Origin of the sequence: Archangium minus (genome assembly GCF_044360475.1) — a bacterium.
Classification (GTDB): Bacteria; Myxococcota; Myxococcia; order Myxococcales; family Myxococcaceae; genus Archangium; species Archangium minus.
The window spans coordinates 13,107,383-13,122,067 of record NZ_CP043494.1 but is presented as its reverse complement, the minus strand read 5'-3'; the positions used below and the strand labels follow the sequence as shown (position 1 = coordinate 13,122,067).

The window sequence follows — 14,685 nt, the reverse complement described above, 5'->3', positions numbered from 1 at the left end:
CATGCGCGAGACTGTCGAATTCAGGATCGAGGAAAAGGACGCCCAGCGGTTCCTGCAGCCCGAGGATGGCAAGGTCATCGGGCAGCTGGGCAGTGTGCGCAAGGTCCTCCTGGAGACCCATGACATTCGAGTGGGGATGATTCGCCAGTTGCATCTCGAGTTTTTGAAGCAAGGTTCGAGCTTCTTCACCTACTGGGATATCCGGCGCACCTATACGAAGAAGGAGTTGGAGGCGGCGGAGCTGTTCCACCTGCGGTTGCGTTCCGCGTTCGAGCCGGAAGGCGAGCAGTGCGGCACGAAATACGATGAATCGGTGGCCTGTCCTCACTGTGGCAGGGGGGCACGTCAGCTCAACGAGCTGCGGCTCGAACCGGGCTCCCTTCCCCGAGGCAAGGACATCACGAGGAGCATCGCGTACAGCGAAATCATCGTCTCGTCCCGGCTCGTCGAGGCCCTGCGTGCGCACGGTATTTCAGGCGCGCGCTTCCTCCCGGTGCTGCGCAAGGACGGGCGGGGAACCATTGATTCCTGGTACCAACTCGAGGTGACGTCCCGCCCCCTGGGGGTGGCTCCGGTGACGCGTTTCGGGGTGAGCCCGTTCGACCCGGACTCGCGAGGCGAATACCGCTGCCCGCTGGGCCACGTGGCGGGCCTCTGCCCGCTCTCGGAGCTCTCCGTGCGGCGAGAGGATTGGGATGGCTCGGACCTGTGCGTGGCGGCGCAGTGGATTGGATACCGCAGCCGCAACGGAGGCGCGTTCCGCCCCTATCCCCTGCTGCTCATCTCCCAGAAGCTGCGCCGGCTGCTCGGCGAATTGAAGAGCAAGGGCTTCGAGCTCGAGGTGGCCCACCTCGTCTGAGCCCCGCTCGTGAGCCGGTGCTCGTTGCTTTCTTGGGCCGTGAGCTCCGGTCTGTGTGGCGGCGTGGCACGCCCACCGAGGGCCGGGCGAGCTGACCGGGCGGTGGAGGTGGTGTTTGGCGCGTGACGTCCAGGCCAGGGGGGCGCGAATCGAGCGGACGAACGGGCGACACTGAGAAGAGCGCCGCGCTGGTGGGGGGCGGCCCGCTTCGGAGGCCCGGCATGAGGCCCTTACGCACGTGGCTGCGCTGTCTGGCCGTCTGGCTCCTGACGCTCTCGTGTGCCGCGCCGGGAGCACTCTCTCCCGAAGGGTCGCTCGGGACGGATGTCTCGTGCGATGGGGCGGACGCTCTGGAGATGAGACCTCCGGGCGCGCCGAGAGGACCCCCTCTGCGAACACCTCCACCGCGTCCGGGGCGAGGAGGGCGTAATCGCAACCGCAACCCGTTCGAACCGCGGGAGCGCGTGTTCAACACGGAGCCAACGCCGGAACAGCGGGAAGCGGCGCGACGGAGGACCGAGAACGCGGCCCTCGAGCAGACGCTGCGGGCGCAATACTGGCGGCTGAAGGCGGAGGCCGAGCGGCTGTACCCGGACAAAGTGGGACGGTACGAGGAGCACCACTTCTGGCCCAGGTATCTGGGGGGACGCAAGAATGGGCCGACGTACAAGCTACCGGCGCCCTACCACCAGCTCATTACCAATGCATTTCGGGAGAAGCACCCCTACGGTCGAGAGTCTCCCAACGAGGCTCGGGTGAAGGAAATCATGATGGAGGTCTATTCCGAGTTCCCGATTCCCCAGTTGATCGGTATCCCGGACCCGTGAGCCATGAGAGAGATCGTCGAATTCAGAATTTCGGAGCAGAAGGCGCGGCGCTTCCTGAAGCCTGAGGACGGGAAGCTGTTGGGGCGTAGCACGCGCAAACTGTTGCTGGGCACGAACGACATCCGCTATGCGCTGATAGGAAGGCTCGAGCATGAGTTCCTGAAACAAGGCTCGTGTTTCTTCACCTACTGGGACATCCGGCGCACCTATACGAAGAAGGAGTTGGAGGCGGCGGAGCTGTTCTACCTGCGGCTGTGTTCCGCGTTCGAGCCGGAAGGCGAGCAGTGCGGCACGAAATACGATGAATCGGTGGCCTGTCCTCACTGTGGCATGGGGGCACGTCAGCTCAATGAGCTGCGGCTCGAACCGGACTCCCTTCCCCGCGGCAAGGACATCACGAGGAGCATCGCGTACAGCGAGCTCATCGTCTCGTCCCGGCTCGTCGAGGCCCTGCGTGCGCACGGTATTTCAGGCGCGCGCTTCCTCCCGGTGCTGCGCAAGGACGGGCGGGGAACTATCGATTCCTGGTACCAACTCGAGGTGACGTCCCGCCCCTTAGGTGTGGCTCCGGTGACGCGTTTCGGGGTGAGCCCGTTCGACCCGGACTCGCGAGGCGAGTACCGCTGCCCGCTGGGCCACGTGGCGGGCCTCCGCCCTCTCTCGGAGCTCTCCGTGCGGCGAGAGGATTGGGATGGCTCGGACCTGTGCGTGGCGGCACAGTGGATTGGATACCGCAGCCGCAACGGAGGCGCGTTCCGCCCCTATCCCCTGCTGCTCATCTCCCAGAAGCTGCGCCGGCTGCTCGGCGAATTGAAGAGCAAGGGCTTCGAGCTCGAGGTGGCCCACCTCGTCTGAGCCCCGCTCGTGAGCCGGTCAGCCCGGTGCGTCGAAGAAGCCCTCGGCCGCGAGCGTCCGGACCGCGGCTTCCATGCGCGACCGTGTCACCTCTTCGAGGATGATGAGCCCCGGCTCCGCGAAGAAGGGCCTCCCCTCCCGGCAATTGTCCGCGAGCTCCTGCGACAGCCGCGTCATGTCGATGCTCATGACACTGCTGTGGGGAGGAGAGACGAGCGGCCGAGCGTCGGATACAGGCGCCGGAGCGGTGGCGCAGCCGGTGCCCAGTCCCAGACACAGCGATGCACTGACGGAGAAGAAGAGCCTTCGCATGGGGGCGAAGGCTAGTGGTGTCTGAGGAGGATGCACACCGCCGCACACGTGCCCCTCCCGAGTGTTGGATTTTGGGCGGGACGCCTGGGGGGGCGGATGCCTCGGAGGGAGGTGGCTTCCTACCATGCAGGGCCATGTAGGCATTGGCGGGAAGGTCGCCGAGAACCGGGGCGCCTGGGGGTAACCCAGACACGCCGGGAGGATGCATGAACCCTTCGCTCTGGACTGTCCGCGACAGACTTCAAGACCTGGCGCCGCTTGTCCTGGACGAGGAGCGCGAGACGTCCCGAGCGGTGGCGCGCGCCTTCTCCCGGTGCGGCTTCTCCGCGGAGGAGTGGCGGACGCTCCACGATGCGCCCCTGCGGGCCTTCCTCTGGGTGGCCACCGCGGATGGCTCGGTGCGCCCGCGTGAGCGCGAGGCTTGCCGGCGGGTGCTCGGGGCAGGGCGCTTCTCCCTCAGCCCGCTGGTGGGCCGCATCTCCAGTGAGGCCCTGCGCCAGCTCGACATGCTCGGGCCCGAGCGTCTGGGCGAGGCGCCGGACTTGGAGCCCCTGCGCCCCCTGTGCCTGCGCGTGGCGGATCGGCTGGGGCTCGGCGAGGCCGCGCGTCTCCAGCACTTCCTCCTGGACGTGGGCTGGCGCGTGGCGCGGGCCTCCAACGGATTGCTCGGCCTCGTGGGGTGCGTGCGCCGGGAGGAGCGCCAGGCACTCCTCTCGCTGGAGGAGGCGCTGGGGCCGCAGGACGGGGGCGGCTGAGGGCGGGCGCCGCGCTCAGGTGGGCGACTCGCGCTCGCGTGGGCCGAGCCCCCACGGGCCGTGGGTGTTGCTGTCCTCCAGCTCGCGCAGCTCCAGGCCCCGCATGACGTCTTCCTGGGTGACGGTGCCCACCAGCACGCCGTCGCGCACCACGGGCAACTGCGGCAGCCGACGCTGGCCCATCTCCTTCAATGCCTCCCAGGCGGTGGCCTCGGGAGTGAGCTCAGGCACGGGCACGGCCAGCTCGCGCACGCGCACCAGGGCGCGCTGCGACGCGGGCACCTGACGCACGTTCGCCAGCATGACCAGCCCCACCACGCGCCCCTCCTCCACCACGGGCAGGGCACGCCGCCGCTCCGCCCGCATGCGCTCGGCCACCTCCTCCAGCGACGCCCCCGCCTCCACCGCCGCCGTGCGCGCCACCATCAGCTCGCGCACGTGTACCCGGTTGAGCAGGGATTGCATGAGCACCTCGCGCGACTCGCCCTCCGCGCCCATGAAGACAAAGAAGGCGATGATGATGAGGATGAAGTTGCCGCCGAGCAGGCCCACCAGGCCGAAGAGCACGGCGAAGCCCTTGCCCACCGCCCCCGCCACGCGCGTGGCGCGCACGCGGCCGAGCCGACCCGTGAGCAGCGCGCGCAGGATGCGGCCTCCGTCCATGGGAAAGGCGGGCAGCAGGTTGAAGACGCCGAGGAAGATGTTGAGGTAGCCCAGGTAGAAGACAGCGAAGCGCAGGTTGAAGGAGCGCGCGCCCTCCAGCAGCACATAGCTGCCCAGGAAGAGGCCCCCCAGCACCAGGCTGGTGACGGGGCCCGCCAGCGCCATGAGGGCCTCGTGCCGCGAGCCCTGGGGCATCCGGGTGATGCGCGACACGCCTCCAATCATCAACAGGGTGATGTCGGAGACCTCGCCGCCCTTGCGCAGGGCATAGAGGGAGTGGGCCAGCTCATGCACGAGCACGGCGAGGAAGAGCGCCACGGCGAGCCCCAGGCCCCAGGCCAGGGGGCTGCCCATGAGCCGCTCGGGAGGCACCTCGGCTGCCTGGGCCGCGCTGCGGAAGGCCTGTCCGAAGAGCCAGGCCAGGAAGGGCAGCACCAGCAGGAAGGAGTAGTGCACCCGGATGGGAATGCCCCGCAGGGTGGCGATTCTGAAGGCTCCGCGCACGTGACACCTCGCTGTGGGAAAGGTGGTGTTCGTGGCGAACAGAACCATCCAGCGGGAGGACGCTGGGAGGGCCCCTGACTGGAGGGCGGGCAGGCGCTGGGAAACGGACGAAGCCCCTCGGCGAGCAGGCACCCAGAGGGCGCTTCCCACCAGAGGGGCAGGGTGCGGTGGCCGGGAGCCCAGGTGCCCCGCGCGAGCACCGGCTCCCCAGGTCACTTCTGTGTGCGCTGTCAGATGACAGGGCCAGAGGGCTCGGAGATGCCCTCGAGGGCCTCGCCCACCTTCTGCTCGCTCACCTCGCCGGACAGGTCTCCCAGCGCGACAATGCCCACCAGCTTCTTGTTGCGGTCCACCACGATGAAGCGGCGGATCTGCTTCTCCTTCATCCGGTTGAGGATGTCGTCGGCGTTATCGTCGTCGAAGCAGTACTCGATGCCGGAGCTCATCACGTCGGACACCTGGGTGCTGTTGGGGTCCTTCCCCAGGGCGATTCCCCGCACGACGATGTCGCGGTCGGTAATCATGCCCAGCACGCGCTGGCCGTCGCAGACGGGGAGAGGACCCACGTTGAGGCTGCGCATCTTCTCGGCTGCGTCGCGGAGGGTGTCGCTGGGGTTGATGACCTCCACGTCGCGCGTCATCACTTCACGAATCATCTTGGCCATGGCCGCTCCTTGGTGGGGGGCCGCGGGGTGCCGGGCTCCCTCTCCGTCAAACCGTGGGGAGCATCCCGGCGGGGGGCAACGCGGGCGGGGGCCGTCCTCCCGGAGAGCATCCGAGCGGCCGGGGGATTCGTCCGGCACCAGGACGGCCAGAGTGAACAGGAGCGCGCTCCGCGCCTGCCCGGAGGCTCGAGCGCTTCAGGGCTCAGGCGGGAGCCATCCACTGCCCCGGCTTGGGTGCGTCGCGCCAGACGTGGCGGCCGGTGTCGGGGTCCTTGTGGAAGCGCATGAAGTCTCCCAGCCCGGTGTCGAGCGCGCGCGCGTCGAGCACCTCGGCCACCTGGCCGATGAGGGCGAGCACTTCCTCTCCCTCACCGTGCACGAAGAGCTTCACCCGGGGCGTTGGCTCCCAGGGGCCGAGCTCGAAGGTGATGGAGAAGCCGTCACCGTGGAAGAACCCCTCGGCGGGTGTTGGGAAGACGATGGTGGGGAGGGCCTCGCGCAGCTTGCGGATGACGACCTCGCGCGGACCGAGCGGCGGAGGAGACCAACCCTCGGGGAAGTCCCTCACCGAGTCAAAACCCGCGGCGCCCATCAAATAGATGATCCAGCTCATGCGACACCTCGTGCTCCAGCAGCTTCTGAAAGACACCCTACGCGGGGTGTCTGACATTGGGGGGCCGAGGACGGAGTACAGTCGAGGTCCATGAGACTCCTGCTCGTGGCGCCGCTTGTTGTGTTGCTCGGCTGTACCCGCCTCCACCAGCCGACGCTGTACTCGAACTCCGCACAGGAGCAGGGAGACGCGCGGGTAGGCCAGTGCATCTCGTCCGACTGGTCGTTCGAGACGTCCTCGTTCTGGCTCGAGGGGCCCGAGGGGCTCATTCTCATCGACACACAATTCCTTCCGTCGGCGTTGAGAAAAGAGGTGGCGTACGCGGAGCGGGTGACGGGCAAGGAGGTCAAGCTGGCCATTGTCCTGCACCCGAATCCCGACCGCTTCAACGGGACGGGCTGGCTCGAGCAGCGAGGGGTGCGAGTGGTCACCTCGGAGCAGGTCCGAGAGCGCATCCCCGATGTTCACTACAAGTGGTCTCCGGTCTTCTTTGACAAGTATTCGAACGGGGGGTACCCGCGGACGCTCGCGTTGCCCGAGAGCTTTGGAAGCAGCACGACGGAGCTGAGCGCGGGGGGCCTGACGGTGAAGGCGCACGTGCTCGGCAGCGGGTGCAGCCCGGCGCATGTGGTCATCGAGTGGGAGGGACACCTGTTCGTGGGAGACCTGGTTGCGAATGGCACACACAGCTGGTTCGAGAATGGCCATGTGGACGAGTGGCTCCACCGGTTGGAGGAGCTGCGCGCGTTGAAGCCGAGGTGGATCCACCCGGGGCGAGGACGCACCGGAGGGCCGGAGTTGTTGGAGGAGCAGACGCAATACCTCCGGACGGTGCGTGAAGCGGTGAAGGCGGAGCGAGACAGTGGGCTGCCGGAGCGAGAGGCGCTCGCGCGGGTGACGGACAAGGTGAGGGGGAGCTACCCGGAGCACCGCTATCCGGTGTTCCTGCCGATGCTGCTGAGCGCGGAGTGGGCGAGGCAGGACTCGGGTTCCACCCCTTAGGTTCCGTGGAAGTCCCCTCTCCCTCTGGGAGAGGGCGAGGGTGAGGGTATTTCCCACCTGGAGTTCAACCCTCGCAAGATCGGTCAGGTCAGCGGTCAGCCGGGCCCGTACCTTGTGAACCGTCCAAGGAGGACACTTCGTTGAGTGCAGCGGACGCGGACGACTACCTCGCCAGGTTCAGAAGGGTGCTCGAGTTCATCGACGCGCACCTGGAAGAGGAGCTGAGCGTGGAGCGACTGAGCCGCGTGGCTGCCTTCTCGAAGTTCCACTTCCACCGGCAGTTCTCCGAGCTCTTTGGGGTGGGCGTATACGAGTACGTCCAACTGCAGCGCCTGAAGAGAGCCTCGTACCAGCTCGCCTTTCGAGAGCAGCACTCCATCATCGAGGTGGCACTGGCGAGCGGGTACGAAGGCCCGGAGGCGTTCGCACGGGCCTTCAAGAGGCGGGTAGGGCAGACGCCTTCGGGGTTCAGGAAGCAGCCGCGGTGGGAGCCTTGGCGCACGACGTACCAACGGTTGAGTGAGCTGAGGAACCACCACATGAAACCCACGCATCAGGCAGAGCAGGTGAAGGTTGTCGTCTTTCCAGACACGAAGGTGGCGGCGCTCGAGCATCGGGGAGATCCCCGGCGCGTGGGCGACTCGGTGCGGACGTTCATTGCCTGGCGCAAGCAGAACGGGCTGGCGCCGAGGCTCAGCGCGACGTTCAACATCCTCCACGACAACCCCGAGGAGGTGGCACCGGAGGACTACCGCTTCGACATCTGCGCGGCCACGGAGCGCGAGGTGAAGGAGAACCCGTTCGGGGTGGTGGGAAAGAGCATTCCCGGAGGACGGTGTGCGGTGCTGAGGCACGTGGGCTCGGACGATACGCTTGGGGCGAGCATCCGGTACCTGTACGCGGAGTGGCTGCCGGCGAGTGGCGAGGAGCTGCGAGACTTTCCGCTGTTCGTTCAGCGCGTCCGCTTCTTCCCGGACGTGCCGGAGCACGAAGCGCTCACGGACGTGTTCCTGCCGCTGAAGTGACGGCGCGACGGGAGCGCGAGACGCTGTTCGCCAGTGGGTACTCGCCCGAAACCGCGGTGGGGCGCGTTGCGGAGCCGTGCCACCTTGCCGGGCATGGCACGGACGGAGAAGGAGAAGATGCTGGCGGGCGAGCTGTACGTCGCGGCGGACCCGGAGCTGGTGGCGGAGCGAGCCCGAGCGCGCAAGCTGCTGCGCGCCTATAACCAGTCGACGGAGGACGAGTTGCAGCAGCGCGAGCGCCTGCTCTCGCAGCTCCTGGGGGAGGTGGGGGCGGGGACGTGGATTGAGCCGCCGTTCTTCTGTGACTACGGCGAGCACATCCGGCTGGGGGCGCGCGTGTACATGAACTTCCAGTGCGTCATCCTCGACTGCAACAAGGTGACGTTGGGAGATGACGTGTTCCTAGGCCCTGGCGTGCACATCTACGCGGCCACGCACCCCCTGGACGCGGACGAGCGAATCAAGGGGCCGGAGCTGGGACGCCCTGTCACCATTGGCTCCAAGGTGTGGATTGGCGGCGGGTCCATCATCTGCCCGGGGGTGACCATCGGAGAGGGCTCCACGATTGGTGCGGGCAGCGTGGTGGTGAAGGACATTCCTCCCTACGTCTTCGCTGCGGGGAACCCCTGCCGCGTCATTCGCTCCCTGCGTTGAGCGCCGCGTATGACTGACCCAAATTCGGATGTTCCTCCGCGTCATCCGAGCGGTGGGTCAGCCGGAGCAGGAGCTATTGCCCACCCTCCACGAGCTGTTGGATGGACTGGACGAGCTACTGATATCCGAGGGGTTACGGCCCCCTCTCCCTCCGGGAGAGGGCGGGGGGTGAGGGTATACCCCTCCGTGTTCCCCACCCCGCGTCACCCCACGTGAACTCTCGAGCAATGTGACGCACTCAGTCTCCGTGGGGCGTGCCGCCGTACCGAGCTTCAAGAGAGCGGATCCGCTCGGGAGAAGTCGCAGGAATAAGACCCCGGGCCTGAAGTGCCTCGAGTGCAGGAGCCGGTCCCGCGGCGGCGACACAGGCCTCTCCATCCGTGTCAAAGAGCACCCAGCGCACGTCACTGCCGCGAGCGCGAGCCAGGGCATTCAGGAAGTCGAGCACGGCCACGGCGTCAATGAAGTCATCCTCGTCGAGGGCGAACTCACCCCGGGAGGAGGCCTCGTAGCGCTTGCCGGCACCGCGGGCGACGAGGCGCTCGGCGGGCGGGTCTTCGCGGAAGTCATCCTCCTCGTCGTCCTCGGCATCGAGGTCCGGAGGAATCAGCTCAAAGACAAGGCCGTCGAGGACGCCGGGAGCGAGCGAGGCGAGCTCCCGAAGCAGCGAGTCGAGGCGAACAGACTCCTCTTCGCGAAGAAGGGAGAAGACGTGCGCGCGGCCGCGGTGGAGGAGCAGCTCCTGGAGGGAGACAGGGCGCTCCTCGGTTTCAGCCAGGTCCAGGGAGAGCTGATCCGTCAAGCCGAGGCTGTCCAGGTATGACTCCAGGGCGCCAGGAGAGGGGAAGGCGAGGAGGGCGGTAACGAGGGGCTGGGCCGCTTCTGGGAGCTCGGTCTGACTCCACTCGCGGGCGATCTCCACGGCGGCGGCTCTGTCGAGGGCGGCGAGGTGTGCGAGGCAGCGTTCGGCCTGGAAGCTGGGGCCCTCCTTGGCGCAGGAGGAGAGGCGTTGAAGACGCTCGGGAAGAGGGGGGTAGCGCACGTCATCGCCGGGGCCGAACTCAACGCCCTCGTCCTCGAGGTGCAGCTCCTGGCGAGGGTCGGGGAGCAGCTCGCGAGGGAGGTAGCGCGTGGGCGGAGCGGGGGAGGGCCCGGAGTCGGAGCGCTCCTCAAGAGGGGCGTAGGTCCAGAGGACCACGGGTTTGGGCGTCGTCATCTCCAGGAGAGTAGGCCCAGAGCGCAGGGGGTTGCGTAGGATTGTTTTAAATCGGGAGTCCGAGTGAGTCCGAACATCCATTACGAGAATCGAGAATTAGAGGGGGAGCGGCTGGAGCTGACGGATAGCACCGCCATCTACTGGCTCGGGCCGAACATCACATTACGACGGTGCACAGTCGTCATCGGTGTTCCGGGACGCTGGCTGAGCCTCGTGTCGGGACGGCTGATCGACTGCTCCATCCATGCGAAGCGTGAGTTCGTTGACGCCCGCTGGACAACGATGGGGTTGAAGGGCTGCCGTTTCAAGGGCCGGTTCAGCGGCAACGAGTTTGGGCACCGTCGTGGGCACATGGACAACTGGCAGCTCGGAGGCGTGGAGGACTGCGACTTCTCCGAGGCCCGGCTGGATCTGTGTCGATTTCACGGCTGCGACATGGGAACGGTTCGCTTGCCGAAGTGGCCGTGCTTCACCATCGTGGACCCGCTCAAGTATGGGCCGGAGCTGCTGAGCGTGCCGTGGCCGGGGGACTTCACCCCGGTCATTCTCGAGGGGCCGCTCAAGGAACTGCCCACGACGGTCGCACTGTCGTTCTACGCGCCGGCGGAGGCGAAGCGCTCGGGGGCGACGCTGGAGGAGTTCAAGGCGGCCGTGGAGCGGTTCGACTTCATCGTGCGCTGAGCCGTTTCAATGGAGGGAATGCCCGAGGGTGTCGAGGAAGGGGCGGCGGGTGGGGAGGGTGTGGAGGGAGTGGTCGTAGAAGCACTCAGGGCCGAGCAAGGAGATGAGCTCGCGTTCGCGGGCGATGCCGGCCTCGGTGCCGGCCTCGGTGGGCAGCGGGTAGGGCTGGACGAGGACGAGGTCCTCGCCGAGTCGTTGAAGACAGTCTGAGGGAAGAGCGTCGAGGCGCTCGCCGAACATGCGGAGGAAGGGAGGCCCGAAGAAGTTGCGCCAGACGAGGCCCGCCAATCCCTCGCTGTAATCGCGCACGGTGATGACGCGCCTCTCTCCGACCTCCGCACGTACCCAACGCCGTGTCTTACGCTCGAGATCTTCCTCCAGTCCGGTTTGCGCCAGGGGCGATTGGACGAGACGCATGAGCTCGGCGAGCTGTTGGGTATGGGCCGTGCGCCAGGAGGATTTCGAGGGGGAACTGGCGGACGTCGCCCATGAGATGGCACCTGCGTAGGGCGAAGAGCCCGGGAGCGTGGGCGAGAACCAGATGAAATCCCGGTCTGTTCTGGCCGCGACGCACAGGCTGCGGTGCTCCTCGAAATAGGCGACCAGTGGATTGAGGTCGAGACGTTCCGGGTCGATCGGTTCGGCTAGAGAGGCAGAGCCATAGCGTCTGGCCTTGAACCACTGATACCTGCGAAGGACGATATCCAGAAATTCCCTCACAAGTTCGCCCGAGAGGTGGCCCGGCGGAAGTCCTATTCGCGTATTGATGTATTTGGCGGGCATACCCATCGTGGATTTAGGAAGTCGAATATTGTTGCATCAAGGATGGTGCTGCAAGCTTGCCCTGCCAAGACCTTCGAGGTCGCTCAATCGGCCCATGAGTGGTCTTGAGAGACGTGTGGGGCCGTCGGGATGACTGGCGGATCGGACCCACAGTTCGATATGCCCGCCGTACTTTTGCACATAATCGAGCATGGCTTCGAGGTTGCCGGTGACGGACAGCTCCTTGCGTGCCTTGGCCTCGACGAAGGCGTAGGGCTGGCCCCATACCAGCTCCGTCGGATTGCCCTTCACCGAGTCGGGGATGAAGCCCCGTTTGTTGTTGCCCGGCGGCGGCATCATCATGGCGCTGTTCCGCTCATACTTGTGTTTCTGAAGGATGGTGTCCTCGAAGGCGTTGCCCGCAGGCCGGTTCTTGAGAATGGTTTCATACATGCGCTCCCAGTCCGCATCCGGCTGGAAGGAGAATCGCGGGTATTTCTCCGGATGGCGGAACTGGTAGTCCACCCAGCGCTGCGCCTTGTGCGCCCGTGTACCGGGCAGCAGCCGGCTGCCATCCGGCAATGTCCGCACGCCCAGCAGCGGCACCGTCTGGCCGGCCCGCAGCGCTCCAGCGGCCTCGCGCAGCGGCGCCTCCAGCCCATGCGCCACCCGGTTGAGGAATTGCAGCTCCTCCTCGGTGAAGCTGTGGCCTCGGGAGGCCGCCATCATCAAGCGCTCAATCTCCTTCGCGTCCCGGGGGGACAGGTGTGAGGCCACGCGCGAGAGCACCTCCACCTCGTTCAATCCCCGGCCCGTGAGCAGCGCCAGCCGCTCGGCGCCCTCCTCTCCACCCTTCATCAGCACGGCACCCGTGACGAAGGGCAGCAGCACGCCCAGCGCGCACACCACGCGCTCGGTGCGCGTGAGCGAATGGCCGGTGACGCTCTGGCCGGTCACCGCGGCCCGCGCGTCCGTCACCTCGCCCACGCCGGGTGTCAGGCCCACCAGCAGCTCCAGCACCAGCTCCTCGGGGGTGTACACCTCCGGGTCCAGGGCTTCGCTGTAGTCCAGGTGCACGGGCGCCAGTCGGCCCAGTTGCACCGCGCTGGCCAGGGCGGAGCGGCTCGCGAGCAGGTAGAGCGCTACCTCCTCGGGCGTGCGCTTCAAGAAGTCTGGATCCTCCGTATGGGCATACGCCCAGGCGAGCGTGGCGTTGCCCAGCGCTCGCAGCGACTGCTCGCGAAGGGGCGACTCCGTGAGCAGGTATCCCGGCGCCACTCGGTGCGGAGGTGCCAGGTGTGTCTCCAGCAACTTGCGGCCCCAGGCCTCGTACTCCGCCAGCTTGCGCTGCACGGCCCGCCAGCGCACCTCGTGCTGCCGCTCCTCCTCCAGCAGCTCCACATACCGCGCCAGGGGTGAGGGAGCCCTCTCCAGCGCCGCTTCCGGTTGCAGCAGCACCCACGCTTCCAGCTTCTTCAGCGCCCACTCCCCCTCCCGGCGCGCCGCCTCGGACACGCCGGGGGTCCGCAGCATCTCCCGCTGGTGGCGCAGGAAGACTTCATAGGGGGCCTGGGGCAACGCGGCCGAGAGCGCTGGACCCGTGGACTCCACCTCCTCGCGCCACATGCCCTCACCGCGCCGCAGTGTCAGCACCACCTCGCCCCGCTGGCCTCTCACGTACCGGTACAGCGCCCACTCCAGCAACTGGCGGAAGTGCTCCGCGCCGACGGCTTCGACCTCTGCGCCCGTCCCCTCATGCTGACGGAGGCCGAGCAGCCGCACCCGTCCGTCCTCCACGCGCAACGCCAGCGCCAGCCACGCGCCCTTGTGCCTCAGCCTGCGCGCCGCCGCCCACGCCTGGGCGAGTACCTCCCGCGTGCCCTCCAGTTCCCCAGGTCGTGCCGAGGGCGGCGAGCCCAGGCCCGCCTCTCGCGGTGACTCCAGCGCGAGCGCCGGTCGCGAGCCGCTGTCCCCGTCGCTCCGGCATCCCGTGACGGCGGCCACCAGCAGCCACACGGAGAGGCCTGCCGGTGTCCTCACCGTCTACGCGTCCCACTCCACCAGGAGATGGCGGGGCACGCGGTGCACGAGGTTGGGCAGGTGGGAGACGGCCTCGCCGGGCGCGAGCCGCATCCCGGGCAGGCGCTCCAGCAGGGCCTCCAGGGTGAGCTGCGCCTCGAGCCTCCCGAGCGACGCGCCCACGCAGTAGTGGATGCCGTGGCCAAAGCCCAGGTGCCGCACGGCGCTGGCGCGGTGGATGTCGAAGCGCTCGCCCTGCTCGAAGACGGACTCGTCCCGGTTGCCCGAGGCGAAGAGCAGAAACAAGCGTGCGCCCTCGGGCAGCGCGGTGCCTCCGAGCTGCACGGGCGCCGTGGTCGTGCGCATCATGCCCACCACGGGCGAGTCGTAGCGCAGCGTCTCCTCGATGGCGTTGCGCACCAGGTACGTGTCCTTGCGCAGCTCGCCCCAGACGCCGGGGTGGCGCAGCAGGTGGTGGAGCGCGGTGGCTATCAGGTTGGTGGACGTCTCGTGGCCGGCGAACACGAGCACGCACGTGAGCGCCACGAGCTCATCCGTGTCCAGCGGTCTGTCTCCCTCGGTGCGTGCCTGGAGCAGGGAGGAGATGAGGTCATCGCGAGGCGACTTGCGGCGATCCTCGACGAGCTCGCGCAGGTAGCGGCGGAAGTCGGCCACGCCGCGGGCGGCGCGCAGGTGCTGCTCCAGGGGAATGGGCACGAAGAAGAGCTTCTCGTCATCGCACCACTGCTTGATGCGCTCGGCGCTCGAGGCGGGCAGGCCGAGCAGCTCCGTCATGACGGACATGGACAGGGGGGAGATCAGCTCGGAGATGAGCTCGGCGCGGGGCTCTCCGCCCAGGAGCGTGTCGAGGTGGTCGCTCACGAGCTGCCGGATGCGCGGCTCGAGGGCATTCACGCGCGCCTGGTTGAAGGCCTTGCCCACCAGGGCCCGCAGGCGCGTATGGGCGGGCGGATCATCTCCGAGCAGGGGGTAGTCGGACGTGTAGCCGGCGGGCTCGAGGAGGGCCATCACCTCGCGAGGCAGCGCCACGGGAGGGCGGAGCGTGTCGCGCGAGCTGAAGGTGCGCGCGTCCTTGAGGACGGTCACCACGTCCGCGTAGCGGCTGACGAGCCACAGGTGGAAGGCGGGGGCGAAGGTGACGGGCGCCTCGCGGCGCAGCCGTGCGTAGAAGGGGAACGGATCCTTCAGGAAGTGGGGCTCGAGCGGGGTGAACTCAAGTCCGAGCTGGGAGGGGGACATGGCGCCATTGTGT

At 67.5% G+C, this 14,685-nt stretch carries 16 protein-coding genes; 8 read left to right on the top strand and 8 right to left on the bottom strand.

Annotation, left to right across the window (positions count from 1 at the left end):
• The first annotated feature begins 1 nt into the window (after position 1).
• From F0U60_RS54285 to F0U60_RS54275, 3 genes are all read left to right on the top strand, one after another.
• Complete coding sequence (locus F0U60_RS54285) at positions 2 to 859, top strand: hypothetical protein (protein WP_395812433.1); 858 nt, start codon at positions 2 to 4, stop codon at positions 857 to 859.
• Between the two features lie 464 nt (positions 860 to 1,323).
• Complete coding sequence (locus F0U60_RS54280; protein WP_395812431.1) at positions 1,324 to 1,686, top strand: hypothetical protein; 363 nt, start codon at positions 1,324 to 1,326, stop codon at positions 1,684 to 1,686.
• A 3-nt stretch (positions 1,687 to 1,689) separates the two neighbouring features.
• Positions 1,690 to 2,541: a hypothetical protein gene (locus tag F0U60_RS54275; RefSeq protein WP_395812429.1), complete on the top strand. Its 852-nt coding sequence runs from the start codon at positions 1,690 to 1,692 to the stop codon at positions 2,539 to 2,541.
• Positions 2,542 to 2,559: 18 nt separating this feature from the next.
• Here the strand turns inward: F0U60_RS54275 and F0U60_RS54270 are convergent, their stop codons facing one another.
• On the bottom strand, positions 2,560 to 2,853 hold the full coding sequence (locus F0U60_RS54270) for a hypothetical protein (protein ID WP_395812427.1): 294 nt from the start codon (positions 2,851 to 2,853) through the stop codon (positions 2,560 to 2,562).
• Between the two features lie 206 nt (positions 2,854 to 3,059).
• Between F0U60_RS54270 and F0U60_RS54265 the strand changes: the two genes are divergently transcribed.
• Positions 3,060 to 3,608, top strand: a complete 549-nt coding sequence (locus F0U60_RS54265) for a hypothetical protein (protein ID WP_395812425.1) — start codon at positions 3,060 to 3,062, stop codon at positions 3,606 to 3,608.
• 15 nt (positions 3,609 to 3,623) lie between these two features.
• Here the strand turns inward: F0U60_RS54265 and F0U60_RS54260 are convergent, their stop codons facing one another.
• From F0U60_RS54260 to F0U60_RS54250, 3 genes are all read right to left on the bottom strand, one after another.
• Positions 3,624 to 4,775 carry a site-2 protease family protein gene (locus tag F0U60_RS54260; protein ID WP_395812423.1) on the bottom strand — a complete coding sequence of 384 codons (1,152 nt, stop codon included), beginning with the start codon at positions 4,773 to 4,775 and terminating at the stop codon, positions 3,624 to 3,626.
• Positions 4,776 to 5,005: 230 nt separating this feature from the next.
• Positions 5,006 to 5,440 (bottom strand): CBS domain-containing protein, encoded by a 435-nt coding sequence (locus tag F0U60_RS54255; RefSeq protein WP_395812421.1) that lies wholly within the window; start codon positions 5,438 to 5,440, stop codon positions 5,006 to 5,008.
• Between the two features lie 202 nt (positions 5,441 to 5,642).
• Positions 5,643 to 6,053, bottom strand: coding sequence for a hypothetical protein (locus F0U60_RS54250; protein ID WP_395812419.1), 411 nt, complete (start codon positions 6,051 to 6,053; stop codon positions 5,643 to 5,645).
• 90 nt (positions 6,054 to 6,143) lie between these two features.
• Here F0U60_RS54250 and F0U60_RS54245 point away from each other — a divergent pair, with 90 nt between their 5' ends.
• The 3 genes from F0U60_RS54245 to F0U60_RS54235 all read left to right on the top strand — a co-directional run bounded on the left by F0U60_RS54245 (position 6,144) and on the right by F0U60_RS54235 (position 8,734).
• The gene (locus F0U60_RS54245; protein WP_395812417.1) at positions 6,144 to 7,055 is read left to right on the top strand and encodes an MBL fold metallo-hydrolase; all 912 of its coding nucleotides are present in this window, start codon (positions 6,144 to 6,146) and stop codon (positions 7,053 to 7,055) included.
• Positions 7,056 to 7,195: 140 nt separating this feature from the next.
• Complete coding sequence (locus tag F0U60_RS54240; protein WP_395812415.1) at positions 7,196 to 8,080, top strand: GyrI-like domain-containing protein; 885 nt, start codon at positions 7,196 to 7,198, stop codon at positions 8,078 to 8,080.
• Between the two features lie 93 nt (positions 8,081 to 8,173).
• Positions 8,174 to 8,734 (top strand): sugar O-acetyltransferase, encoded by a 561-nt coding sequence (locus F0U60_RS54235; RefSeq protein ID WP_395825889.1) that lies wholly within the window; start codon positions 8,174 to 8,176, stop codon positions 8,732 to 8,734.
• A 238-nt stretch (positions 8,735 to 8,972) separates the two neighbouring features.
• Here the strand turns inward: F0U60_RS54235 and F0U60_RS54230 are convergent, their stop codons facing one another.
• On the bottom strand, positions 8,973 to 9,950 hold the full coding sequence (locus F0U60_RS54230) for a hypothetical protein (RefSeq protein ID WP_395812413.1): 978 nt from the start codon (positions 9,948 to 9,950) through the stop codon (positions 8,973 to 8,975).
• A gap of 63 nt (positions 9,951 to 10,013) precedes the next feature.
• On the opposite strand from F0U60_RS54230, the gene F0U60_RS54225 reads away from it, so the two are divergent.
• Entirely contained in the window at positions 10,014 to 10,631 is a 618-nt protein-coding gene (locus tag F0U60_RS54225; RefSeq protein ID WP_395812411.1) for a hypothetical protein, read from the top strand.
• Between the two features lie 6 nt (positions 10,632 to 10,637).
• Here F0U60_RS54225 and F0U60_RS54220 read toward each other — a convergent pair whose 3' ends face one another.
• The 3 genes from F0U60_RS54220 to F0U60_RS54210 all read right to left on the bottom strand — a co-directional run bounded on the left by F0U60_RS54220 (position 10,638) and on the right by F0U60_RS54210 (position 14,672).
• A complete protein-coding gene (locus F0U60_RS54220) occupies positions 10,638 to 11,048 on the bottom strand; it encodes a hypothetical protein (RefSeq protein ID WP_395812409.1) in 411 nt (136 codons plus the stop codon).
• A gap of 402 nt (positions 11,049 to 11,450) precedes the next feature.
• Positions 11,451 to 13,433: a pre-toxin TG domain-containing protein gene (locus F0U60_RS54215; RefSeq protein WP_395812407.1), complete on the bottom strand. Its 1,983-nt coding sequence runs from the start codon at positions 13,431 to 13,433 to the stop codon at positions 11,451 to 11,453.
• A 3-nt stretch (positions 13,434 to 13,436) separates the two neighbouring features.
• Positions 13,437 to 14,672 (bottom strand): cytochrome P450, encoded by a 1,236-nt coding sequence (locus F0U60_RS54210; RefSeq protein ID WP_395812405.1) that lies wholly within the window; start codon positions 14,670 to 14,672, stop codon positions 13,437 to 13,439.
• Positions 14,673 to 14,685: the final 13 nt, after the last annotated feature.